The sequence below is a fragment of the Enterobacter ludwigii genome (assembly GCA_023023105.1).
Taxonomy (GTDB): Bacteria; Pseudomonadota; Gammaproteobacteria; order Enterobacterales; family Enterobacteriaceae; genus Enterobacter; species Enterobacter adelaidei.
Window position 1 is genome coordinate 2,035,841 of sequence record CP083824.1, and the last position, 24,885, is coordinate 2,060,725.

At 53.6% G+C, this 24,885-nt stretch carries 22 protein-coding genes; 9 read left to right on the forward strand and 13 right to left on the reverse strand.

The annotated features are described in order from the left end of the window. Window positions 1–25: 25 nt before the first annotated feature. Window positions 26–1,408, reverse strand: a complete 1,383-nt coding sequence (locus tag LCD46_09855; protein ID UOY72586.1) for an amino acid permease — start codon at window positions 1,406–1,408, stop codon at window positions 26–28. 185 nt (window positions 1,409–1,593) lie between these two features. Next, entirely contained in the window at window positions 1,594–2,538 is a 945-nt protein-coding gene (gene ydgH / locus LCD46_09860; GenBank protein UOY72587.1) for a DUF1471 family protein YdgH, read from the reverse strand. 535 nt (window positions 2,539–3,073) lie between these two features. Between ydgH and pntA the strand changes: the two genes are divergently transcribed. Continuing rightward, window positions 3,074–4,603 carry a Re/Si-specific NAD(P)(+) transhydrogenase subunit alpha gene (gene pntA / locus LCD46_09865; GenBank protein UOY72588.1) on the forward strand — a complete coding sequence of 510 codons (1,530 nt, stop codon included), beginning with the start codon at window positions 3,074–3,076 and terminating at the stop codon, window positions 4,601–4,603. A 10-nt stretch (window positions 4,604–4,613) separates the two neighbouring features. After that, on the forward strand, window positions 4,614–6,002 hold the full coding sequence (pntB, locus tag LCD46_09870; protein ID UOY72589.1) for a Re/Si-specific NAD(P)(+) transhydrogenase subunit beta: 1,389 nt from the start codon (window positions 4,614–4,616) through the stop codon (window positions 6,000–6,002). Between the two features lie 57 nt (window positions 6,003–6,059). Here the strand turns inward: pntB and uspE are convergent, their stop codons facing one another. The 7 genes from uspE to LCD46_09905 form a co-directional block, all read right to left on the reverse strand. Beyond that, entirely contained in the window at window positions 6,060–7,010 is a 951-nt protein-coding gene (gene uspE, locus LCD46_09875; protein ID UOY72590.1) for a universal stress protein UspE, read from the reverse strand. Window positions 7,011–7,119: 109 nt separating this feature from the next. Beyond that, window positions 7,120–7,314, reverse strand: a complete 195-nt coding sequence (locus tag LCD46_09880) for a hypothetical protein (protein ID UOY72591.1) — start codon at window positions 7,312–7,314, stop codon at window positions 7,120–7,122. 135 nt (window positions 7,315–7,449) lie between these two features. Continuing rightward, window positions 7,450–8,202, reverse strand: coding sequence for a fumarate/nitrate reduction transcriptional regulator Fnr (fnr, locus tag LCD46_09885; protein ID UOY72592.1), 753 nt, complete (start codon window positions 8,200–8,202; stop codon window positions 7,450–7,452). Window positions 8,203–8,385: 183 nt separating this feature from the next. After that, window positions 8,386–8,901 carry a methylated-DNA--[protein]-cysteine S-methyltransferase gene (ogt, locus tag LCD46_09890; GenBank protein UOY72593.1) on the reverse strand — a complete coding sequence of 172 codons (516 nt, stop codon included), beginning with the start codon at window positions 8,899–8,901 and terminating at the stop codon, window positions 8,386–8,388. 10 nt (window positions 8,902–8,911) lie between these two features. Then, complete coding sequence (abgT, locus tag LCD46_09895; protein UOY72594.1) at window positions 8,912–10,438, reverse strand: p-aminobenzoyl-glutamate transporter; 1,527 nt, start codon at window positions 10,436–10,438, stop codon at window positions 8,912–8,914. 41 nt (window positions 10,439–10,479) lie between these two features. Then, on the reverse strand, window positions 10,480–11,925 hold the full coding sequence (locus LCD46_09900; protein ID UOY72595.1) for a M20 family metallopeptidase: 1,446 nt from the start codon (window positions 11,923–11,925) through the stop codon (window positions 10,480–10,482). Further along, window positions 11,925–13,235, reverse strand: a complete 1,311-nt coding sequence (locus tag LCD46_09905; GenBank protein ID UOY72596.1) for a M20 family metallo-hydrolase — start codon at window positions 13,233–13,235, stop codon at window positions 11,925–11,927. The genes LCD46_09900 and LCD46_09905 overlap by 1 nt, the downstream gene beginning before the upstream one ends. A 175-nt stretch (window positions 13,236–13,410) precedes the next feature. Here LCD46_09905 and LCD46_09910 point away from each other — a divergent pair, with 175 nt between their 5' ends. Together LCD46_09910 and smrA are read left to right on the forward strand one after the other, a co-directional pair. Then, window positions 13,411–14,322, forward strand: a complete 912-nt coding sequence (locus tag LCD46_09910) for a LysR family transcriptional regulator (protein UOY72597.1) — start codon at window positions 13,411–13,413, stop codon at window positions 14,320–14,322. Between the two features lie 356 nt (window positions 14,323–14,678). Further along, window positions 14,679–15,242 (forward strand): DNA endonuclease SmrA, encoded by a 564-nt coding sequence (smrA, locus tag LCD46_09915; protein ID UOY72598.1) that lies wholly within the window; start codon window positions 14,679–14,681, stop codon window positions 15,240–15,242. Between the two features lie 27 nt (window positions 15,243–15,269). Here the strand turns inward: smrA and LCD46_09920 are convergent, their stop codons facing one another. Further along, window positions 15,270–16,928 (reverse strand): methyl-accepting chemotaxis protein, encoded by a 1,659-nt coding sequence (locus LCD46_09920; GenBank protein ID UOY72930.1) that lies wholly within the window; start codon window positions 16,926–16,928, stop codon window positions 15,270–15,272. Window positions 16,929–17,075: 147 nt separating this feature from the next. Here LCD46_09920 and LCD46_09925 point away from each other — a divergent pair, with 147 nt between their 5' ends. From LCD46_09925 to umuC, 4 genes are all read left to right on the forward strand, one after another. Then, on the forward strand, window positions 17,076–17,942 hold the full coding sequence (locus LCD46_09925; protein UOY72599.1) for an aldo/keto reductase family oxidoreductase: 867 nt from the start codon (window positions 17,076–17,078) through the stop codon (window positions 17,940–17,942). A 139-nt stretch (window positions 17,943–18,081) separates the two neighbouring features. Continuing rightward, window positions 18,082–19,605 (forward strand): EAL domain-containing protein, encoded by a 1,524-nt coding sequence (locus LCD46_09930; GenBank protein ID UOY72600.1) that lies wholly within the window; start codon window positions 18,082–18,084, stop codon window positions 19,603–19,605. A 134-nt stretch (window positions 19,606–19,739) separates the two neighbouring features. Next, the gene (umuD, locus tag LCD46_09935) at window positions 19,740–20,174 is read left to right on the forward strand and encodes a translesion error-prone DNA polymerase V autoproteolytic subunit (protein ID UOY72601.1); all 435 of its coding nucleotides are present in this window, start codon (window positions 19,740–19,742) and stop codon (window positions 20,172–20,174) included. Continuing rightward, entirely contained in the window at window positions 20,158–21,420 is a 1,263-nt protein-coding gene (umuC, locus tag LCD46_09940; GenBank protein ID UOY72602.1) for a translesion error-prone DNA polymerase V subunit UmuC, read from the forward strand. The genes umuD and umuC overlap by 17 nt, the downstream gene beginning before the upstream one ends. Window positions 21,421–21,432: 12 nt before the next feature. Here umuC and LCD46_09945 read toward each other — a convergent pair whose 3' ends face one another. Both LCD46_09945 and LCD46_09950 read right to left on the reverse strand, forming a co-directional pair. Continuing rightward, complete coding sequence (locus tag LCD46_09945; protein ID UOY72603.1) at window positions 21,433–21,702, reverse strand: hypothetical protein; 270 nt, start codon at window positions 21,700–21,702, stop codon at window positions 21,433–21,435. 83 nt (window positions 21,703–21,785) lie between these two features. Next, window positions 21,786–22,673 carry a LysR family transcriptional regulator gene (locus tag LCD46_09950; GenBank protein UOY72604.1) on the reverse strand — a complete coding sequence of 296 codons (888 nt, stop codon included), beginning with the start codon at window positions 22,671–22,673 and terminating at the stop codon, window positions 21,786–21,788. A 97-nt stretch (window positions 22,674–22,770) separates the two neighbouring features. Here LCD46_09950 and LCD46_09955 point away from each other — a divergent pair, with 97 nt between their 5' ends. After that, window positions 22,771–23,826, forward strand: a complete 1,056-nt coding sequence (locus LCD46_09955; GenBank protein UOY72605.1) for an SDR family oxidoreductase — start codon at window positions 22,771–22,773, stop codon at window positions 23,824–23,826. 40 nt (window positions 23,827–23,866) lie between these two features. Here the strand turns inward: LCD46_09955 and LCD46_09960 are convergent, their stop codons facing one another. Next, window positions 23,867–24,847, reverse strand: coding sequence for a nitronate monooxygenase (locus LCD46_09960; protein UOY72606.1), 981 nt, complete (start codon window positions 24,845–24,847; stop codon window positions 23,867–23,869). Window positions 24,848–24,885: the final 38 nt, after the last annotated feature.

Sequence of the window (24,885 nt, forward strand, 5' to 3'; positions counted from 1 at the left end):
CAGTTCAACAATGGGAAAGGCGATGCTATCCCATTAACATCCAGGTTGCCGGTAAAGCTGCAACCAGTAACAGTCCGATTAAGGCCATCTCGCGGCGTTTAAGAGCGTTTTCCAGCTGATGCGTGCGGCGTGCATAGATAAACACCAGCAAACCCGGTGCATATAACACTACAGACAGCAGCAAATGCATAGGCCCGGAAGCATACAACAACCACAGACCGTAAATACAGGCTCCTACACCCACAACATAGTGCGCCGGGCGTGTGGCGATTTTTAACAAATATGCGCCCACTAAGAAATAGGGTACCAGAATCATCTCGGAGGCGATGGTCAGCAGAGTGTTATAGTCAGAACCTGTGAGCCAGATCAGCACCAGACAGACCTGCACGCTGATGTTAGTCAGCCAGAGTGACGCGGACGGCGCACTGTTTTTGTTCTGACGGGCAAACAGGCGTGGAAACGCCTTATGCGTAGAGGCCAGAAACGGGACTTCAGCGGCCATGATGGTCCAGCTCAGGTAAGCGCCACAGACGGAGATGATCAGCCCCGCAGCAATCACCACATCGCCCCAGGGACCGAGCATTTTCACCATCAGCCCTGCCATTGATGGGTTACGCATTCCGGCCAGCTCAGGACGTGCTACCACGCCCAGAGACAGCAGCGTCACCAGCAGATAGACCCCCAGCGCGGCCAGTACGGCCAGCAAAGTTGCACGGCCCACATCGCGTTTATTGCGTGCCCGGGCGGAAACCACGACCGCGCCTTCAACACCGATAAACACCCACAGGGTGATGAGCATCGTGTTTTTCACCTGCTCCCAGACAGGTACGCCCAGCGCAACGCCGGTGAAATCGAGCTTAAATACGTCCATACGGAACGCAATAAAGGCCAGCACGATAAACAGACCAAGCGGGACCAGCTTCGCGAGGGTTGCCACAAGGTTAATACTGGCTGCTGTTTGTACGCCACGTAAAACCAGCCAGTGAACGAACCACAGCAGTACCGAGGCACCCACAATAGACTGCCAGGTGTTACCATCGCCAAAGAGACGCAGCTCAGGCGTGTCGGTAAAGAAACTCAGCGCCGAGAAGACGATCACCAGATAGGAGACGTTGGCGATAACCGCGCATAACCAGTATCCCCATGCGGAGCAGAAGCCAATCAGCTCACCAAAACCTTCACGTGCATAGGTGAAAATACCGCCGTCCAGATCAGGTCGGATGCGGGTCAGCAGCAACATTGCGAACGCCAGCAGCAATATTCCAACGCCGGTGATACCCCAGCCAATGAGGAGTGCGGCTGGGCTTGCCACCGCCGCCATGTTCTGCGGTAAACTGAATACGCCCGCGCCCAGCATTGAGCTTAAAACGAGTGCAGTCAGAGCACTCAGGCCAAGTTTCTTTTCCATTGGCTTCCTGTTATGAAAAGTCCAAATCCAGAATAATTATTTCGCACAGGCGCATAAAAATGGTGGATCACACTAAGGCGCGGGATTTTACGGAGTGTAACGAAAGCATGCAATGACGTGTGGCAGAAATTCAAAAAAAGTAACAAAAAAAGGCGGCATTGCGCCGCCTTTGATCAATGATTTTGTTACTTGTAGAGATCGGCGCTGATCGTCACGTTGTTGCCACGTTCCTGCCACTGGCGGGTGATGTGGTAGTATTTCGCGCCTTTCTTCGCCGCACGCTTCGCGACCTGATAAGAAACTTCCGTCATGTTGCCGTAGTTGCCGGTAAACTTGATGCTGTCGAACGGCACCATCTGTGCAGCAGTGGCGTTGTTCAGCTCTTCAATTTTGGTACCGTCTGGCAGCGTCACGGAATAACGGCCACCTTTCGTGGATTGCGTTTCGAAGAAACGACCCACTTCAGCGCTTGGTGCAGCAGAGGTTGCTACGCCAGGAATTTCAACTTTCTTCGCTGCCTCACCGCCCTTCGCTATCGCCGCGCGGCCTGCTTCGGAATCAGCCGGGATAACATCCGGGCTTTGCAGAACACGTTTTTTCGCATCTTCTTTATAAATGAACGCGGTAATGCGCTGGTTGCCGCCTTGGTTAGCATCCACCTGACGCACGATATAGAAAGAGTATGCCCCTTTCTCTTTCGCCGCTTTGGTGATGGCATCGTTCACTTCAGGCTGGCTGCGATAGAAGCCCTGAACGGTGACGGTGTCATAAGGTTCCAATGCGATCGCTTGATCTTTTGGCAGTTCAACGATGCCATTAATCACGCGATTTTTCGGTGCATCAGCTTTTGGTGCATTGTCTTTGAACAGCGCAATCGTTACGCGCTGATTACCGCTGTTGCCATAATCAGACTGGTCAACGACGTAAAACGAGGCCGCACCATTTTTATCGGCGGCTTTTGATGCGGCGGCGACGGCATCGCCAATGGAATTGTAACGACCCACAATGACCGTATGGTCAAAAGGTTTTAACGCTGCCGCTTGCTCCGGCGTTAACTCTGTTGCGGCATTCGCAGACAGGGCGGTCGCACAGAGAAGTGCGGACGCCAGGAGTGTGTTCTTAAGCTTCATAAAAATAATCCTTCGCCTTGCGCAAACCATGTACTGGTATTGTTGTTAATTTGAGACGGTCCCGATTATGGCATTTAAAACCTGTCGCTGTCTGCGGCATTTTTCACTGCCAGTGCTTACTGAATCACCGAATTCGATAACATTTAGTGATATGTTGAAAAAACAGACGTTTGACAAGTAAAACTGATAAAGCTTATGACTTTCACAAGTTAATTTAATGTTAATAACTTGTTCTCTTATGGCGCTATATCATGTTTTTACCGCTTCGTTTGCGCGATTTATCGGCTTTGACGATGAATTTAAGGTAAATATCACTGTCAGTGACGCCGATCGCTTATTTTTCACAGATAAAGTAAGAAATAGTGTTTTCTGGCGGTAGATCACGGGCGCTATTTTCAGTAGGTTATAGACAGTTTGTTACTGTTTTATTTTCCGGGGTTAATCATATCTCGTCGCTATTGTGATGGCGAAAATTGATACAAACCGCGGGCATTTATCGACAAACCATCATCAAAAACCGATGGAAGGGAAAACTATGCGTATTGGGGTACCAAAAGAACGGTTAGCCAATGAAACCCGCGTAGCGGCAACACCGAAAACGGTGGAGCAACTGCTTAAACTGGGTTTTACCGTCGCGGTTGAAAGCGGCGCAGGCAAACTGGCGAGTTTCGATGACGAAGCCTTCATCCAGGCTGGCGCGGAAGTGGTGGACAGTGCTGAAGTCTGGCAGTCACCGGTGATTCTGAAGGTGAACGCACCGGAAGAGAGTGAGATTGCGCTGCTCAATCCAGGTACGACGCTGGTGAGTTTCATCTGGCCTGCGCAAAATCCTGAGCTGATGGAGAAGCTGGCGGCACGTGGCGTGACCGTGATGGCCATGGATTCTGTGCCGCGTATTTCGCGTGCCCAGTCGCTGGATGCCTTAAGCTCCATGGCAAACATTGCCGGCTACCGCGCCATTGTTGAAGCGGCCCACGAATTTGGTCGCTTCTTTACCGGTCAAATCACTGCGGCGGGTAAAGTCCCTCCGGCGAAGGTGATGGTGATTGGCGCGGGCGTTGCGGGTCTTGCTGCAATCGGTGCAGCAAATAGCCTGGGGGCTATCGTGCGCGCGTTTGACACCCGTCCTGAGGTTAAGGAACAGGTTCAAAGTATGGGTGCCGAATTCCTTGAGCTGGACTTCAAGGAAGAAGCAGGCAGCGGCGATGGTTACGCGAAGGTGATGTCTGAAGCCTTTATCAAAGCCGAAATGGAACTCTTCGCTGCCCAGGCGAAAGATGTCGATATTATTGTCACCACTGCGCTTATCCCGGGTAAACCCGCGCCGAAGCTGATCACCCGTGAAATGGTAGATTCCATGAAGCCGGGCAGCGTGATTGTCGACCTGGCGGCGCAAAACGGCGGTAACTGTGAATATACCGTCCCGAATCAGGTGACCACGACCGCGAACGGCGTGAAGGTGATCGGTTATACCGATCTGCCAGGCCGTCTGCCAACGCAGTCTTCTCAGTTGTACGGCACCAACCTCGTTAACCTGCTGAAACTGCTCTGCAAAGAGAAAGATGGCAACGTCACCGTTGATTTCGACGATGTGGTCGTACGTGGCGTTACCGTGGTTCGTGAAGGTGAAATCACCTGGCCTGCGCCACCTATTCAGGTTTCTGCTCAGCCTCAGGCTGCACCGAAAGCGGCGCCAGAACCTAAAGAACCCGCCAAACCCGCTTCTCCATGGCGCAAATACGCGATCATGGCGCTGGCGATTATTCTGTTCGGCTGGCTGGCTAACGTTGCACCGAAAGAGTTCCTTGGCCACTTTACCGTCTTCGCGCTCTCCTGCGTGGTGGGTTACTACGTGGTGTGGAACGTTTCCCATGCCTTGCATACGCCACTGATGTCGGTCACCAACGCCATCTCGGGGATTATCGTGGTTGGGGCGTTACTGCAGATTGGTCACGGCGGCTGGATCAGCTTCCTGAGCTTTGTTGCGGTGTTGATCGCCAGTATCAATATTTTCGGTGGTTTCACCGTGACTCAGCGCATGCTGAAAATGTTTCGTAAAGGCTAAGGGGTAGCATATGTCTGGAGGATTAGTGACAGCCGCATACATTGTTGCTGCAATCCTGTTTATTTTCAGTCTGGCGGGGCTTTCCAAACACGAAACGTCTCAGCAGGGTAATAACTTTGGTATCGCCGGGATGGCGATTGCACTGATTGCCACCATCTTTGGGCCGGACACCGGCAACGTTGCGTGGATCCTGGTGGCGATGATCATCGGTGGTGCGATTGGTATTCGTCTGGCGAAACGCGTTGAAATGACCGAGATGCCGGAGCTGGTTGCGATTCTGCACAGCTTTGTCGGTCTGGCGGCGGTGCTGGTAGGCTTCAACAGCTACCTGTACCACACCCCGGGTCTGGAACCGATTCTGGTGAACATCCACCTGACGGAAGTGTTCCTCGGAATCTTCATCGGTGCGGTCACCTTCACCGGCTCCATTGTTGCGTTCGGTAAACTGCGCGGGAAGATCTCGTCTAAACCGCTGATGCTGCCAAACCGTCATAAGCTGAACCTGGCGGCGCTGGTGGTGTCGTTTGTGCTGCTGGTGGTCTTCGTGCGTACCGAAAGCGTGGGTCTGCAGGTACTGGCGTTGCTGGTGATGACCATCATTGCGCTGGCATTCGGCTGGCACCTGGTAGCCTCCATCGGTGGTGCGGATATGCCAGTGGTCGTCTCCATGCTGAACTCCTACTCCGGTTGGGCGGCTGCGGCGGCAGGTTTTATGCTGAGCAACGACCTGCTGATCGTCACCGGTGCGCTGGTGGGTTCTTCCGGTGCGATCCTGTCTTACATCATGTGTAAAGCGATGAACCGTTCGTTCATCAGCGTTATCGCCGGTGGGTTTGGTTCTGATGGTTCCTCGACGGGTTCTGACGAAGAAGTGGGTGAGCACCGCGAGATTAACGCGGAAGATACTGCTGATATGCTGAAAAACTCGCATTCAGTCATTATCACCCCAGGCTATGGCATGGCGGTAGCACAGGCTCAGTATCCGGTCGCGGAGATCACTGAGAAGCTGCGCGCGCGCGGGATCAAGGTTCGCTTTGGTATTCACCCGGTGGCAGGGCGTCTGCCTGGTCACATGAACGTACTGCTGGCGGAAGCGAAAGTGCCGTACGACATCGTGCTGGAAATGGATGAAATCAACGATGATTTCGCCGAGACCGACACCGTGCTGGTCATCGGTGCTAACGACACCGTTAACCCGGCGGCGCAGGACGATCCGCGTAGCCCAATCGCCGGTATGCCGGTTCTGGAAGTGTGGAAGGCGCAGAACGTCATTGTCTTCAAACGCTCCATGAACACTGGCTATGCCGGGGTTCAGAACCCGCTGTTCTTCAAAGAGAACACCCATATGCTGTTTGGCGACGCCAAAGCCAGCGTGGATGCGATTCTGAAAGCGCTGTAAGTTGTACTAAATGAAAAAGCCGCCAATTCTGGCGGCTTTTTTATCCCCAAACGCTGTTTAATCGTCTTCCGGGTCGTCCATCTCAACCGGCGTCTGGTACTCATCCGGTTTAATGACCAGCAGGTCACAACGCAGATGGTCGATCACCTGTTCGGCGGTATTGCCGAGGAATGCGGCAGAAATACCGGTTCGACCAATGGTGCCCAGCACGACAATCCCGGCCTGCAAATGTTCGGCTAAATCCGGGATAACCTCTTCAGGCAACCCTTTTTCCACGTGGGTCATTTTCTCATCAATGCTGAATTTCTGGCGCAGCGCTTTCATGGCTAACAGGTGCTGACCACGGATGGCGTCGTTATACACGCTCGGGTCAAATTCAGGCAGTTCAATGGCGATATTGATAGGCGTCACCGGATACGCGCCAACCAGATGCACTTCGGTGTGATTGACCTGTTCAGCGAGCTGGATTGTCTCCTTAACCAGCTTCTCGTTCAGCGCATTGTGGTAATCCTCTTCGCTGGCGAGATTGACTGCCACGACGGCCTTACCGCCTTCAGGCCACGGCTGGTCTTTCACCATCCAGACCGGGCAAGGGCATTTACGCAGCAGATGCCAGTCGGTAGGGGTGAAGATCACGGATTCCAGCTTGTCGTGCTGGTGCGCCATCTTCAGCAGCAGGTCATGCTCACCGGCAACGACTTCCTGGATAATGGCTTCGAAAGGTCGGTTATGCCAGACCACCTTAATATCAATAGGAACTCCCGCTTCCAGGTAATACTTCGCCTGTTCGCGGATCCACGCGGTACGCTGGCTGATCACTCCCTGACGCATAGCGGTGCGCTCGTCAGGCGACAGAAGGGTGGTCATCTCATATGAGAAGTCATAGATCGGCAAAAACGCTTTGATTTTGCCACCAATCCGTTGATGTAAATACACAGCACGTCGTAATGCCGGCTGATCGTCCTGATTCGGATCGATAGCTACCAGCATGTTTTGATACTTTGCCATACAGGTCTCCTTACTACTGTCACCACAGTCTGTAATTAAAAGAGTAACCTATATATCCTGAATGAAACAGGGGGGAGGTTTTGCCAGATCAATAATTCATGAAAAATTATCAGAGGAAAAGAACGGTCGTTGTCACCGCAATAAATGCAATAAACAGCAACACCATCACTGCTATCACAAAGGTCGTGGAATCCTGAACGTAGGTTTTTTCCTCCCCCTTCATCGGGCCGACAAGCATGATCCAGATGAAGATAAAGGTCACTGAGGCAATCACGACTGAAACGAAAAATAAACTTTCTCTCAATTCATAACCTCAACGAGAACCTTTTGGGCGCTGTGTGGGGACGTGCTACGGTGAAAATGTCAGATAACGGAAGTGTTAATATGCCAGACCAATAAATCAAGAAAATTTATTGGTCTGGCAATATACATATGGGCTTTATGCCACGTTACGGGCGTGCCCGGCAAGAACGGCCAGTGCTTCGCCGTTTTCGATCGTGATGTATTTACCCTTAACAGCCAGCATACCGCTTTTCTGGAAACGGCCCAGCAGACGGCTGATGGTTTCCACGGTCAGGCCCAGGTAGTTGCCGATATCGCCACGCGTCATGGTCAGACGGAATTCGCGTGGAGAGAAACCACGCTCAGCGAAGCGACGGGAGAGGTTGTAGATAAACGCAGCCAGGCGCTCTTCTGCATTCTTTTTGGAAAGCAGCAGGATCATGTCCTGATCGCCTTTGATCTCACCGCTCATCAGGCGCATCATCTGCTGACGCAAATTAGGCATTTTTCCGGACAGGTCATCCAGAGTTTCAAATGGGATTTCGCAAACCATAGAGGTTTCAAGCGCCTGAGCAAAGCTCGGGTGGTGGCCAGTGCCGATGGCATCAAAGCCAACCAGGTCACCCGCCAGATGGAAGCCGGTGATCTGCTCATCACCCTGTTCGGTGATGGTGTAGCTCTTGATGGTGCCAGAACGGATAGCATAGAGCGATTTCAGTTCGTCTCCCGCTTTAAACAGCGTCTGCCCTTTCTGAATAGGCTTTTTGCGCTCGATGATATTATCAAGCTGATCAAGTTCATGCTCATTCAGGGTAAACGGGATACAGAGCTGGCTGATGCTGCAATCCTGGCAATGGATAGCACAACCGCCAGACTGAATGCGTCGTATAATTCGCTTTTCCGGGATCATAGGTTTGCTCAAGCCTTAATTGATATTGGTCAATTTTAACATCTTTTTGGTAAGTACGTAAGCCTGGCAAACTCTCAATAAGAACAAGAGACGGCAATGCGCTGCCATCTCCTTGAAATTCCACAGCTTGATTATGGATTTTTAGCCTAACCGGTAGAAAATTAAGCACAAAAAGCCTGGGATTTACAGCAGAAGATACCCTTCGTGACGCAGTAACCACTCTTTGCGCTGTACGCCTCCGGCATACCCCGTCATGGTGCCGTTGCGGCCAATCACTCGATGGCAGGGCACCACGATGCTGACCGGGTTGGAGCCATTCGCGGCACCCACTGCGCGTGCCGCCCCGGCGCGGCCTAACTGCTCCGCGAGCTGGCCATAATGCATGACCTGTCCGCACGGGATAGTCCGCAGTGCTTGCCACACTTCGCGCTGGAAAGGTGTTCCGGTCGTGGCGGTGGGTAGGGTGTCGATGCTGCTGAGATCGCCCTCAAAGTACGCCGCCAGCTTGTCGCTCAGTCCGCCCGGGTTAGTGGCGCGGATGCGTTCATACCCCTGTGAGCGGTAATGAATATCGAGCAGTTCTTCCATGCGATCGCTGTGCTCTTCCCACTCAACGGCACGCAGACAAAACTGCTCGTCCGCGATCACCCACAGCGGCCCAAGCGGCGTCGCAATCTTATCTTCGAGTAATCTCAGCATCCTCGTTCCTTTAGTTCAGCCTCGGGTAGATCCCCGGTCCAATTGGCAGGCCGACAAGATACCACGCCACCAGCATGACCAGCCATACTCCTAAAAAGATAAGCGGGTAGGGCAAAACCAGCGAATAGTAGGTACCCAGTTTGGCTTCAGGTTTATAGCGCTGCAGGAAGCCTAAAAACAGCGGAACAAACGGTGATACCGGCGCCAGCGGGATGACGGAGGAGTCAGCGATACGGAACAGGATCTGGGCAAATGCCGGGTGGAACCCCAGCATCATAAACATCGGCACGAAGATCGGGGCCAGAATTGACCAGATGGCCGATCCGCTGGCGATGAACATGCACAGCAGGGATGACAGTAGCGCCAGACCGACAAACGCCGGGACGCCGCTTAACCCGGCAGCCTCCAGCGCGTCGGTCAGGCCGACGGCCATAAATTTGCCCATATTGCTCCAGTTAAACATGGCGACGAACTGAGCCAGCGGGAAAACCATCACGATAAAGCCCGCCATCTCTTTCATCGGCTCGATCATCAGCTGCGGCAGATCGCCCTGACGGCGAATCTTGCCGGTAGCGATGCCGTAGGCGAGCGACACGACAAAGAAAAACAGAATAATTAGCGGCACAATGCCCTGAATAAACGGTGAGGGAAGAACGGTATGTTTAACCGGATCGCGCAGAATACCGTTTTCCGGCACCACCATCAGCGCCACCAGCGCGATAAAGGCCAGCGAGACCACGCCCGCCACGCGCAGGCCGAAGCGCTGTTCTTTGCTCAGGGTTTCCAGCTTTTCATCGCTGCGACCTTCCCATTTTCCCAGACGCGGTTCGATGATCTTATCGGTTATCAGCCCGCCGACAATCGTCAGGACAATGACCGAGCTTGCCATAAAGTACCAGTTATCGATGACGCTGACATGCATCGCGGGGTCGATAGTTTTCGCCGCCTCCGTACTGATGCCCGAGAGCAGTACGTCGGTAGTGACAATCAGCAGATTGGCGGTAAAACCGCACCCGACACCCGCAATTGCCGACAGCAGACCCGCTACAGGGTGACGTCCGACTGCGAGGAAAATCAGCGCGCCCATGGGCGGCATAATGACCAGCGCAGCATCGGAAGAGATATGGCTGAAGAAGGCGATAAACAGCACCATATAGCTGGCGTAACGTGCGCTGACGTGAGAGGCCATTTTCACCATCAGGGCCGGTAACAGTCCCACGCGTTCCGCGAGCCCTGCACCCAGAACCAGCGCCAGAATGGCACCAAGCGGGGCGAAACCGCTGAAGTTTTTGATGACGTTGGGTAAAAACCAATGCAGCCCGTCAACGCTGAGCAGGTTTTTTACCGCCACCAGGCTGCCGTCAGCCGGGCTGCGCACGCTCACGTCAAAGGCGGAGAGCACGGCAGTGGCGACCATTAAAATCAGAATCAGATAGATAAACAGCAGGAAAGGGTGCGGTACTTTATTGCCGATCCTTTCAACCCAGCCATAGAGCTTACCGGATGGGGAATGCGAAGGTATGGATGACATACTCATGGGCGTTCCTCGTGACTATTGTGTTGTTGTGTTGTGTTTTTTTATTTTAAAGGTGACGGTGTCACACCTTGTGGGATCGGACACACGTACGGTTTTTCTTGTATTTGTTGTTCGAACTCTTCACGGCATTTTTTCAGCAGCACCGCGTCCTGCAGCAGATTGAGTGCGGTCGCACCCATCACTTTTCCGGCCAGCAGCATGCCTTTATGGGCAATGGAGGTACGACCCTGAGCGACCAGTTGCCAGGTGTGCAGCGGCGTGCCGACGGTAAAGCAGGGGCTGAAGCACTGTGCAACGGGCATTTTCCAGCTGACGTCGCCCACGTCGGTTGAACCCGCCAGCACGTTGTCAGTAATGGCATACGGTGCGACTTCATCCACCAGCAGCGTCTCCTGATGGCGCCGGGCAAAGGCTTTACCGGCTTCCCCGCCTGTTGCAGCAATATTTTTCAGACTGTTTTGCAGATCGTTTGGCGTCAGCGTGGCGCGGATCTCGCGGGCAAAATCGCGCTCTTCGGTGGTCCATTCGGGCGTACCGTAGTGCTGCATTGCGCGATACATCGCCGCCTCGAGCGTACGGTTCGGCAGGTAGCTGGAGCAGGCTTTATCAAAGCGGCACTCGACGGTGGTTTCGGTCATCATCGCTGCGCCCTGGGCGATTTTCCCGATGCGTTCATAGATTTGTTGTGCGTCGGCCATCTCCGGAGCGCGGATCAGGTACAACACTTCGGCTTGCGCCTGCACCACGTTCGGTGAAATGCCCCCGGTGTCAGTAATGGCGTAATGGACGCGCGCTTTCTCAATGATGTGTTCGTTAAGGAAGTTGGTGCCAGTAGTCATCAGTGTTACGGCATCCAGCGCGCTGCGTCCAAGATGGGGAGAGTTGGCCGCATGCGCCGCCACGCCGTGAAAACGCCAGGCGGCCTGAATGTTGGCCAGCGTACTGACGTTAAACATGCCAGCAAACGCTTCCGGGTGCCAGGTGACGGCGGCATCGACGTCATCAAACAGACCCTCACGCACCATAAAGGTTTTTCCGGAGCCGCCTTCTTCACCGGGGCAGCCGTAAAAACGCACTGTTCCGCTACCACCGTGTTGTTCCAGCCAGCTTTTTACCGCCATTGCCCCCGCAAATGCTGCGGTACCTAAGAGATTATGCCCGCAGCCGTGGCCGTTAGCTCCCGGCGTGGCGGATTGCGCTGCTGCACAGTGCGCCTGCTGGCTTAAGCCGGCCAGCGCGTCGTATTCGCCCAGCAGAGCGATAACCGGTTTCCCGCTGCCGAAGCTGGCGATAAAGGCATTCGGAATGCCACCCGCTTCACGGGTTAGCGTGAAGCCTTCGGCCTCCAGCGCACTGGCGAGCCGTTCAGCTGACCAGAACTCTTCAAAACGCGTTTCGGGATGATCCCAAATCTCGTCGGCAATATCGGTTAACATCCGACATCGCGTGTCGATCGCATCGGCAATAAAAGCGTAGTTCTCCTGCATCACACACCTCGCGTCCACGGGAAATTAAGCGCAGTCCGCGCCAGCGTTTCGATGGCAACAGCCATTATCTGCTCATCAAAGTCGAATTTTTCATTGTGATGTCCGGCGCTCAAATTCGTGCCAAACACCATATATGACGCCATGCCGTCGTTCTGCTGCACGCGGGCCATCATTAACGTGGCGTCTTCGGAACCCGCCGGGGCTTTAACGTTATCAATGGCATGCACCACGCCGGACACCTGGCCTGCCTGCTCGCGCAGATAATCGACCCAGGCGGGGGTGGGGGCGCTGGAGGTGGCGGCTCCCATCAGGCGTATCTCGGCCGTCACGCCATAGAGTGCCGCCGCGCCGGTGATGACAGACTGTGCCCGTTCAAAGACATACTGATTAATGGCTTCGCTTTCGCCGCGGGTTTCAACCTTGATCATCGCATTGGCGGGCACCACGTTGCGTCCGCTGCCCGCCTGCATTACCCCAACGTTCACCCGGGATGCACCTTCGCTGTGCGGTGCAATGCTGTGCAAGGCGATGGCGGCTTGCGCCGCGGCGAGCAGAGCGTTACACCCATCCTCCGGTTTACCGCCTGCGTGTGCGGCAACGCCGGTAAAGTTCACGTCGAACTTGGTTGTCGCCATAAAGTTATCGCTGCCGCAGACAACCGTACCGGCAGGCACGCCGGTACCAATATGGATGGCCGTGAAATAGTCCACGTCGTCCAGCGCTCCGGCTGCGACCATGGCGCGTGCGCCGCGCGTCCCTTCTTCGGCAGGCTGGAAGATCAGTTTGAGGGTACCATTGAGTTGTGATTCACTCTGCTTAAGCACCTGTGCCAGTCCCAGACCAATGGTGGTATGGCCGTCGTGCGCGCAGGCGTGCATCATCCCAGGATTGCAGGAGGCAAATCCGTCGCGATACGGGCGGTGGCTGTCGTCGAGCGCTTCACTTAAATCAAGGGCATCCATGTCCACGCGAAACGCCAGAGTCGGCCCTGGTCGGCCGGTATTGAGGGTCGCTACAATCCCGGTAAATCCGCCTTCAAACGGCGCGAGCCATTTTTCAGGCGCGCCTTGTGCACGGGCTCGGTCAAACTCCCGCGCAAGGGTGTCGTCATCAGGCAGCCCCATACGGCTTTCGGCATCCACTACGTCGCGGCCCATCGCCAGTTCGTAACCCATTGAGTCAAGGATTTCCGCGACCTTCGCGGCGGTACGAAACTCCACCCAGCCGGATTCCGCAAAATGGTGAAAATCGCGACGCCATGCCCTTAGCTGCGGCGTTAATGTCTGGATGTATTGCGCCAGTGTGTCCATATCTGTTCCTGTTATCATTAAAATATGTGAACTGCTTCACGCTGTGATAGTTTTTACTTATCACTAACCGTTTTTTCACAGTTTTAACCGTTCAGGAATTACCCTCGCACATCCCTTTCTATTAAAGTAGATGACAGTTTCTTTACTCTGATAAACAACGGTTATCGGTCGGGCTATGTCATTTCAGATTAAATTTCATCAAATCCGGGCGTTTGTTGAAGTCGCGCGCCAGGGCAGTATTCGTGGTGCCAGCAGGGCGCTCAATCTGTCACAACCGGCGCTGACCAAATCCATCAAAGAGCTGGAAGAGGGCATGGCGGCGCAGCTTTTTGTGCGCAGGAGTAAGGGCGTGGCATTGACCGAATGTGGCGAAGGTTTTTACCCGCGCGCCAGGCTGATTCTGGAAGAGTTACGTGCGGCGCAGGATGACATTCGCCAGCGGCAGGGGGAACTTGCCGGGCAAATCAACATTGGGATGGGGGCCAGTGTTTCACGCAGCCTCATGCCCGCCGTCATCACCCGCTTTCATGCGCAGCACCCGCAGGTCAAAGTCCGGATTATGGAAGGGCAACTGGTGTCGATGATCAATGAACTACGCCAGGGGGAGCTGGACTTTACCATCAACACCTATTATCAGGGACCTTACGACCATGAATTTACGTTTGAAAAGCTGTTCGAAAAACCGTTTGCGGTATTTTGCCGGAAAGGGCATCCGGCGACAGGAGCAACCTCTATTAATGAACTTTTGCATTATAACTGGACAATGCCGACGCCACGGGGAAGTTATTATAAGCAATTAGAGGATGTATTTAACCATCGCTCACAAATACCGCGGATTGGTGTGGTCTGTGAAACGTTTACTTCCTGTATTAGCCTTGTCGCGCAAAGTGATTTTTTAAGTATATTGCCACTGGAACTGGGCTGTGACCCGCTGCTGGCGCACCGTCTGGTCATGATCCCGGTTATCGAGTCGCTTCCAAAAGCGGCATATTATTTAGTTCAGCGCCGTGATTCACGTCAGACGCCTCTTGCCGAATCGTTAATAACGCAATTCAGAAGAGAAGCGAGAAAAATAGTTGTAGAGTGAAGTTTATATAATAAAAAAACAGGGTCTGCCCGACATCAGACAGACCCTACAGTACACACAGCAGTGCGTCCTTTCGCAGATCCTGAGTGTTATATCCATGGAGCAGGTTTATTTAGTTATAACACCTTTCCTGAAAATTGAAAGGCGGGTGAGTGATTGATTTCACGAATTTTTAACACAAATCACTTATTTTATCTTTGCTAAAATTTTAGTTAAGTGTGGTTTAAGTCTGTGGGGGGATTATTATATCTATTCATCAGGTTAATATTTATACCATACCTTGCGGTATAACGGTTATTGAGGCCCCTGTCTGGCACAGGTATAGTACAGTCCTCAGATGTAGCCGGAGGATATCCATGAACCCTGACGACAAATCCTTTTTTCTTGACGCCATGGAGGATGTCCAGCCCCTGAAGCGCAGCCCGGATATTCACTGGCAGCCAAGCCGCAATACGCGGTCGCGCCAGGAGATGGATACCGAACAGCTGGATAACTTCCTGACCCTGGGCTTTCTGGAACTTCTGCCCCTTGAAGAGGCGCTGGCGTTCCAGCGTGAAGGGGTGCAGCAGGGCGTTATTGATAAGCTACGCACGGGTAAATATGCCCGCCAGGCCAGCTTAAATCTCTTACGTCAGCCCGCCGAACGCTGCCGTCAGATGCTGTATTCTTTTATTCGCCAGGCCGGACGTGACGGGTTACGTAACCTGATTATCATTCACGGGAAAGGGCGTGAGCAGAACTCCCATCCTAATGTGGTGCGCAGCTATCTGGCGCGCTGGTTAACCGAGTTTGAGGAAGTGCAGGCTTTCTGCGTGGCGCTGCCGCATCACGGCGGCAGCGGGGCATGTTATGTTTCGCTACGAAAATCCGATGAAGCGAAACAGGAAAACTGGGAGCGGCACGCCAAGCGCAGCCGCTAGCGGGCGATAGCCTCGCCCGCCATAGACTTAGAACGTTTCCCAGTTGCTGTCGGTAGAGGCGGTTGTCGTTGCCGGACGCAGCAACTGCGGTGTCTTCACATTGGCCGGGCGCGGGGCTGCGACTTTTTCTTTGCCGTTCAGACGAAATGCCGCCACTGCCTGGCGCAGCTGTTCAGACTGATCTTCCAGCGCCGCCGCCGCCGTGGCGGACTCCTGCACCAGCGCGGCGTTTTGCTGTGTCACGCTGTCCATCTGTGAAACGGCCAGGCTTACCTGTTCGATACCACGGCTCTGTTCATCGGATGCCGACGAAATCTCACCCATAATATCGGTCACACGGGTAACGGCAGCGACAATCTCTTTCATGGTGGTGCCTGCTTCGCTAACCTGCTCAGAACCGGTATTCACCCGGCTGACGGAGTTTTCGATAAGCCCTTTGATCTCTTTCGCAGCCTGCGCACTGCGGCTCGCCAGCGTACGGACTTCGCCTGCCACAACCGCAAAACCACGACCCTGCTCCCCGGCACGAGCAGCTTCCACCGCTGCGTTAAGTGCCAGAATGTTCGTCTGGAAAGCGATGCTGTCAATCACGCCGGTAATGTGCGCAATTTGCTGCGAACTGTCAGCAATTTCGGTCATGGTGCGAACAACGTTATCCACCACGTGACCGCCACGGGCTGCGGTTTCAGAGGCGTTTTTCGCCAGTAGCGTAGCCTGACGGGCGTTATCGGAGTTCTGTTTAACCGTTGCGGTCAGTTCTTCCATGCTGGCGGCGGTCTCCTCGAGCGAGGAGGCCTGCTGCTCGGTGCGGGCGGAAAGATCGTTGCTGCCTGCGGCAATTTCGCCAGCGCCGGTGTAGATGGAGTCAGTGCTCCCACGTACGGCGCTGACGGTGGTCACCAGCGACTGCTGCATATCCTGCAGACCTGCGGCCAGTTGACCCATCTCATTGCGACCCGTGATGACGATATCCTGCGTCAGATCGCCGCCCGCAATCGCGCGAATATGGTTCATAATGGTGTTGAGGGGTTTTAACAGCAGATGTTGTAAACCCTGCCAGATCACTACCAGTACCGCGATAACGGCCAGCAAAATAGCCGCCAGCGTCCATTGCATCTGGGTGAAGCTGCTCTGGTTCTCTTCCGTTGCGGCCTTCAGCAGGGTGTTGTTTTCGGCACGCCAGCGGTTATAGACCGCTTCCATATCGTCCTGGGCCTGTTGAGCGTCCAGATCGCCATAGGCCTGGTAGTTATCGGCACGCAGGTACTCAATCGATAAACGCATCACTTCGTGCATCTGGTTCCAGGACTTCTGCATTTCGTCGGTTAATGCCGCATCCTGACCCTTAACCTGCGGCAGTTTCTGCCACTCTTTGTTGTAGGCCTCGGCTTTTGCCAGCGAGTCGCCTGCGGTGCCAAGCAGTTTGTTTATCGCCGCAAGGGAAGCCGGGTCACGCTGGTTTTTCAGGTAACGGATCGCCACGCGGGTGACGGTGACGCGGGTTTTCACCAGCGTGTTCACGCTGTCGCTCAGACTCTCCTGTTGGGCATTGAGCACCCCGGAGTTCTGGAAGTTATGGCGATCGTTGCTGACAGCAGAGTAGAACAACCCTCCCGTGACAACTTGCAACAGACAGAATATGGTGAGGGCAAAGATAATACCGGTAATCACGTGCAGATTTTTCAGCATAGCGGTCGTCCGTTAGAGAAAATGCAGGGGTACTCCAATACTATCGTCGTAGAGAATTTAAACTTTAATTTAACTCGCGCTTAACCAAGGGTTCTCTCAGGGAACCTGTTGTAAATCCGGATCATTTTTATGAGGCAGGTTAACATGAGCAGCATTGATAAAAGCGGGACGTACGCGCTCGGGACGCGGACGGTTAAACGACTGGGCTACGGTGCGATGCAGCTTGCCGGGCCGGGCGTCTTTGGTCCACCGAAGGATAAGCTGGCCGCGCTGGAGGTGCTACGTGAAGCCGTCGCGGCGGGGGTGAACCACATTGATACCAGTGATTTTTATGGTCCGCATATTACCAATCAGCTGATCCGCGAAGCACTTCATCCTTACCGGGACGATCTGACTATCGTGACCAAAATCGGTGCCCGTCGCGACAGTAAAGGTGCCTGGCTGCCGGCCTTTTCCGCGCAGGAACTGACTCAGGCGGTGCATGACAACCTGCGTAATCTGCAGCTTGACGTGCTGGACGTGGTGAATTTGCGAATTATGTTCAGCACACACGGGCCTGCGGAAGGGTCGATTGCGGAACCGCTTTCCACCCTGGCAGAGCTACAACAGCAAGGGCTGGTGCGTCATATTGGTCTGAGCAATGTGACGGCCACTCAGGTTGCGGAAGCGCAGAAGATGGTGCCGGTGGTGTGCGTGCAGAACATGTACAACATTGTAAACCGGGGGGACGATGTGCTGGTGGATGGGCTGGCACAGCAGGGCATTGCGTATGTACCGTTCTTCCCGCTGGGAGGTTTTACGCCACTGCAATCTTCCGGGCTGCAGGCCGTTGCTGATTCACTGGGCGCAACGGCAATGCAGGTGGCGCTGGCGTGGCTGTTGCAACGTTCCCCGAACATCTTGCTGATCCCCGGAACCTCTTCCGTGACGCATCTGCGGCAAAACCTTGCGGCGGGGGCACTGCACCTACCGCCTGAAGCCGTGAAAACGCTAAATTCGCTGGTGGACTAAACCTGATATAAGCAAAGCCCGGAAAATTTCCGGGTTTTGTTTGCAACACCCTGAGATTTGTCTCTTTTTTCAGTGGTTATTTTTAATGTTGTCGACCATGCTCTTTGTACTGATAATGCTAAGTACAGTTGAGACGGCAATGCGCAATGTCTTTATTCCTGTCATAACAGCAGTGGCTATTTTTATTGCTGGCGTTTTTATCCTCAATATACAGCTCTGGTATTCAGCTCGGGTTGATAGCTCGTCGGGAGCCAGATACGCCGTTAACAATATCAATGCCATTCTTGATGAAGCACGGGTTGCAGCCAGAACCGCGACGGAAATTATTGCGAAGGGATGTGATGCAGATGGGCAGTATCAGCTTGGTACGGAGGCCGCTCTGCAACCCCATCTCAGAACCATCGTTATTCTCAAAAAGGGGCAACCCTGGTGTTCATCTCTGCCGGGGAATCGTATTTTATTATTAAATATTAATGATATACCTTTTTCAGAATTACTTCTCACGCCGGCGAGCGATACGGTAAATGGACGACCTGTTCTGTTATTTCAGACCCACTTTGCCACCAATCGTATTATGGTCAGCGTGAGCGATAGCCATATCCGTGACGCTCTGAGTACGCCCCTGGAGCATGTTAATTACGCACTGGTGGTGGGCGGTTACGCTCTTGATGCTTCCGGCAATTTCACCATCACTCATCGCCAGGAAACGCAGGCCGGGCAGGCCCGGTCGGGAAATTACCCCTATAGCGTCAGATATAATCTTCCTCCTCTGTTTAGCGTACAAAGGCTGATCGAACACGGGGCAGGCATCATGCTGTTTTTACTGCTGATCTCCGGTACTGCCGCTTACGTTTTGCATAAGTATCTGAACAAAAACACCCTGCCTGAAGAGTCACTTCGTACCGCAATTGCCCGGGGGGAAATCGTTCCGTTTTACCAGCCTGTAGTGAATGGTAGAGAAGGCACGTTGCGGGGCGTGGAGGTGCTGGCAAGATGGAAGCATCCGCAGGCGGGCTATATTTCTCCGGCCACATTCATTCCCATTGCTGAAAAATCGGGGCTGATTGTTCCTCTGACGCAAAGCCTGATGGCGCAGGTGACGACACAGATGAACGCGATTTCCACGAAATTACCGGAAGGGTTTCACGTCGGGTTGAATTTCAGTGCCCCCCACATTGCGATGCCGACCTTCCTGGATGAGTGCCTGAAGTACAAGGATAGTTTCGTCAGAAAAGATCTGAACCTGGTGATCGAAGTGACAGAGCGGGAACCGCTGGATATTGATGAAAACCTTGTCCAGACCCTGAATGTGCTCCATGAAAAAGGGTTCGCTATTGCACTGGATGATTTTGGTACCGGCTATTCTGGACTCTCTTATCTGCATGATCTGCATATTGATTATATCAAAATTGACCATAGCTTCGTCAGCCGGGTGAACGAGCATGCGGACTCTACCCGCATCCTCGACTGTGTGCTGGATCTGGCGCGTAAACTCTCCATCAGCATTGTAGCGGAAGGCGTAGAGACGAAGGCGCAGCTAGACTACCTCAATCGCAATAACATCGTCTTTCAGCAGGGGTACTACTTTTTTAAACCAGTTCCTTTTACCGAGCTTATTCATATTTTGTTGTCGAAGCCGAAGGTGAAAGTGGTGGTGGAGTAACCTGCAGAAGCTGCAGCTGAATTAAATCCTCTCAAACTTCAATGCGTTTGGGATCGTCTGCGGAAATGACCTTGATCCTGGGGCATTATCTGTAATACTGTATTTATATACAGTGCGTGGCGAGAAAGGCATTTATGAACACTCTCTTTTCTTATCATCCAAAGCAATACATTGAATTACCTTTATTTTTGGAGCGTGTTGCCTGTGGTTTCCCAAGCCCTGCGCAGGATTATGTGGAGGATCGCCTCGATCTCAACAGGCTGGCGGTCAGACACCCGAGTGCAACCTATTTCGTCAAGGTGAGCGGAGACTCGATGATTGGCGCCGGGATCGGCGACGGCGATCTGCTGGTGGTTGATCGCTCGTTAAATGCTGAACATGGCGATATCGTGGTGGCGTCGGTCGCCGGTGAATTTACCGTGAAAGAGTTGCAGACCCGTCCGGTCCTGAGACTCCTGCCGCATAATGTCCGCTATCAGCCGATCACCTTTCAGTCCGAAGAGGAGCTGCAAATCTTCGGGGTTGTTACCCACACACTCAAAACGCATAAACATGTTCGCGCTGGTTGATGTGAATAGTTTCTATGCCTCCTGCGAGAAGGTGTTCCGTCCCGATCTGGAGGGGAAACCTATCGTGGTAGTTTCGAATAACGACGGCTGCATTATTTCACTGTCGCGGGAGGCAAAGCAGCTCGGTATAAAAATGGGTGAGCCGTATTTCAAATTCAAAGAGAAGAGCTACCCCTCCCGGGTGTACGTCTTTAGTTCGAATTATGCACTCTATGCCGACCTCAGCAGCCGGGTGATGCAAACCCTGACCGATCTTGCCCCGGCAATAGAGATCTATTCCATTGATGAAGCGTTCGTGAATGTGTCAGGTGTCAGCCACTGCATGTCGCTGGAAGCATTTGGTCGCCAGGTGCGCGCGCAGATACTTAAAAATACGGGCTTAACGGTTGGCGTCGGTATTGCCCCGACAAAAACGCTGGCGAAGCTGGCCAACTATGCGGCCAAGCGGTGGTCGAGTACCGGTGGCGTGGTGGATTTATCGGATCGCGAGCGGCAGCGCAAACTGCTGGCGAATGTACCGGTAGACGAGGTGTGGGGCGTTGGACGGCGCATCACGAAAAAACTCAATGCGATGGGGATCTCCACGGCACTGGCGCTGGCGGATGCCTCATCCTGGGTCATTCGTAAACATTTTAACGTGGTACTGGAGCGCACGGTGAGAGAGCTTCGCGGTGAACCCTGCCTTGACCTGGAAGAGTTTACTCCCACAAAGCAGCAAATTATCTGTAGCCGTTCGTTTGGACACCGGATTACGCAATACGAAGAGATGCATCAGGCCATTTGCGCCTACGCGGAACGTGCAGCAGAAAAACTACGCGGCGAGCATCAATACTGCCGCTTTATCAGCGTGTTTTTGCGCACTAGCCCTCATGCCGACAACGAAATTTATTACGGCAATCAGGCTTCAACCATCCTGATGACGCCGACCAACGACTCACGCGATATCATCCGTGCAGCCACGGAGGCGCTGGGGCGTATATGGCTTGACGGGTATCGCTACATGAAAGCGGGGGTGATGCTGGCGGACTTTTTCAGTACGGGTGTCGCCCAGCTTAATTTGTTTGACGATAACCGTCTGCGCGTCAACAGTGCGGCACTGATGGACATGATCGATAGCGTCAATCATTCCGGCAAAGGGAAGATATGGTTTGCCGGGCAGGGGATTGAGAAATCCTGGGCAATGAAACGCGAGATGCTGTCTCCGGCTTATACCACGCGATACGCAGATTTGCCGGTGGCGAGGTAGAGAACTCCTGCGTTATTTCTTTTGCGTCAACCAGGTTGCCGCCGCCGTCAGCACGCCGATCAACGGCATTTGGCCCGCACCTGCCAGGAAGTTATGGCGATCGATGTCATTATTTTTATGGATATCAGCAAAGCGGGTAAGCGCCGTTTTTTCATCCGCAGCGCTGATCTCCTCAAACTGCTTTTCAAACCCCTGAGCGGTCAGCTGAGAAGCTGCATCGATGTTTGCGCTCTCGATCGCAACGAGATCCGGGCCTTTCCTGAAGAAACTGTAATCGGGCATATGTGCTCCATAAAGAAGAGGATACGGTGAAAATACTCTATTCCTTATGGTCAAAAAGTGCACGTGATTTGCGGGGGGAATGTTCAGTTTTTCTTCATGATCTCAGGCAGTAATTGCTCAATCACGCTGACGACACGTCGGACGCGCTGTGGAATAAAGCGGGCATCAGGGAAAACGGCATAGAGGAATCGGTCGGGTAACCGCCAGGCGGGTAAGATCGGCACCAGTGTGCCATTTTTCAATGCTCTGGCCGCAAGCGGTAGCTGCATGCCTCCGATTCCGATGTCTGACTCCAGCGCCTGTAATAGCGCGTCGCTGGTATTGGCGCGGAAAACGGTATTCACCTTCACGTCGAGGGTCTCTTCCTGAGAAAGCAGCCGCAATGGGGCATCCAGCGGGATGCCGCTAAATCGTACATGTGGCAGCGTCGCCAGCTCGCTGACGCTGTGCACCGCCTGAAATTCGGGGGTGGCAAACAGCGCGGTTTCAACACGTGCCAGCACGCGAGCCGCATGCGCCATAGGAGGCTCACTGCTTAGTCGTATTGCGACATCCACCCCTTCTGTCACCAGGTCGGCAATGCGGTCATCGAGGGAAAGCATCAGGTGCAATTCTGGATGCAGGCGTTGCAGCGAAAGCAAATGTGGCAAAAAGATCTGGCCCAGCCCGCTCGGCAGCTGGACATGCACTCTCCCCTGAAATTGCTGATCGACAGGATCCAGCCGCATCTCAGCTTCCCGCATGGCATCCAGCACAAGCTGCATATCACGGCTGTAACGCTCTCCCTGTTCAGTCAACTTCATTGATCGCGTTGTACGATGCAGCAACACGACACCAAGCTCTTGTTCAAGGGCGGCGATCTGCTGGCTGACCGCAGATTGCTTCATCCCGCTCTGGCGGGCGGCGGCAGAAAAGGAACCTGCTTTTGCAACGCAAAGAAAGGTGGAAATGGCGTTGAGTTTATTATTCATTTAATGATTTTTCTGATAAGTGCCATCGGTTTAAGGGGATATCCAATAAAAAAATAATATATGACACTGCGCCTGTCACCCTTTCTGGAGAAACTTCATGAATAAGATGCCGCAACAAAACGTCGCGCTGGTCGCTGGTGCCAGCGGAATTGTGGGTAGACAGCTCGTCAAAACGCTCCTGCACAATAAATGGCAGGTGATCGGTCTCAGTCGCCATGCAGTGACCCATCCGGATGCTATTCCGATGGTGAATGTCGATTTACTGGATGCGCAGAACAGCGCAGAGGTGCTGCAACCCCTGAGTGGTATCACCCATATTTTTTACAGCGCCTGGGCGAACGCGGCAAACTGGACAGACATGGTCGAGCCGAACGTTACGATGCTGCGTCATCTGGTCAGTCATATCGAAAAAACAGCACCGCTGCAGACGGTCAGCCTGATGCAGGGGTACAAAGTCTATGGTGCACATCTGGGGCCGTTCAAAACCCCGGCACGCGAAAGCGATCCGGGCGTACCGGGTGCAGAATTTAACGCCGCTCAGCTCACGTGGCTCAGCGATTTTCAGCGTGGGAAAAGCTGGCACTGGAATGCCATCAGACCGGGCGTGGTGGGAAGTACCGTGCCCGGCAACACGATGAATCTGGCGCTGAGCATCGCTCTGTATGCGTCTTTGTGTAAGGCTCAGGGGCTACCTTTGCGCTTTCCCGGTACCGAGCAGACCTGGCACAGTATCGTTGATCATACCGACGCCGGGTTGCTGGCCGAGGCAACGCTGTGGGCTGCCACGACATCTGCGGCGCAGAATCAGGCTTTCAACGTGAATAACGGCGATATCTGGCGCTGGAGTGAGCTATGGCCGCGCATCGCACGCTGGTTTGAACTGGAATCTGCTCCGCCCGTGAGGTTGTCATTTCATCAGCTGTTTAAGGACTATCGTGAGGTATGGCGCGAGCTTGCCAGAGATCGGCTGGTAGAAACGGATATTATGCAGCTGAATGACGGACATTTTGCCGATTTCGTCTTTAGCTGGAATTACGACATGTTCGGTGATGGCAGCAAGCTTCGGCGGTCTGGCTTCACGCGAATGCAGGCAACCGATGAGATGTTTTTCAACCTGTTCGCGCAGCTGAGAGCGGCACGTATTATTCCCTGACTGTAAGGGCGTCCTGGTGCAAGCCAGGACGCGGGGACACTTACTCAACTGTTAACGCATTGACGACGTCGGCGACGCTTTTAACACTACGGATATTTCCGATGCCTGTGCCAAGCGCGATATAACCTTCATCGGTGTTGTCTTCCAGCATACCCAGGCGTAAACCCCGTAATCCTCCCATCACCTTGCCCAACTCTTCGTTGCTTGCACCTGTTTTATCCATCAACGCCAGTTTTTCCGCCAGCTTGCCGGGAAGAGAACGGTAGTAATGGGGCACGGTGCGGAAAAGCAGCAAATCGAGACCGTTGGCGGCAATAATTTTATCTTTGACCCCCTGCGGCACGCGGCTTTCTTCTGTGCTGATAAAGACCGAACCGGCAAACACGCCTTCAGCGCCTAATGCATGGGCCGCTCTGGCGGTGCGGTTATCGGTAATACCCCCCGCAGCCATCACTGGAATGTGCTTCACGGCATCGGCAATCAGCGGCACGATGGAAAAGGTGCCAAGCACCGTTGCGGGCAATGTGCCCCCTTCGTCAAAACCGGTGGCGACGATAATGTCTGCTCCCAGGTCTTCTGCGAGACGAGTGTTTTCAGGCGTTGGGTTGATGTCGCGGTAGATAATGGTGATACCTGTCTCTTTTAACTCGTTAAAAAGCGCTGGAATAATGCTGCCTTCCCCATAACCCGTATACACCACGGCCCTGATACCTTCTTCTTTTACCACCTGAAGGATAGGCCCGGTCCAGATGTCATTAACGGCTGTGGGGATCAGGTTCACGCCAAAGGGTTTTTCGGTCAGCCGTTTGGTTTTACGAATTTCCTCACGCATTTTTTCAGCGGTCTCTTTCGGCGTAGAGACCGCGGTATCGGCGGTTAAACCTGCATTTGGTCCCAGCACACCGAGCCCTCCGGCATTGCTGACTGCGGCGACTAATCGTGCATCAGTGAGCCAGGATAAAGGCCCCTGAATAACAGGTTTTTCGATACCCAGGATCTGACAGATACGGTTATTTTTCATAGCAGACTCTCCCTCATGTTTGAATGGGGGAGAGTGTA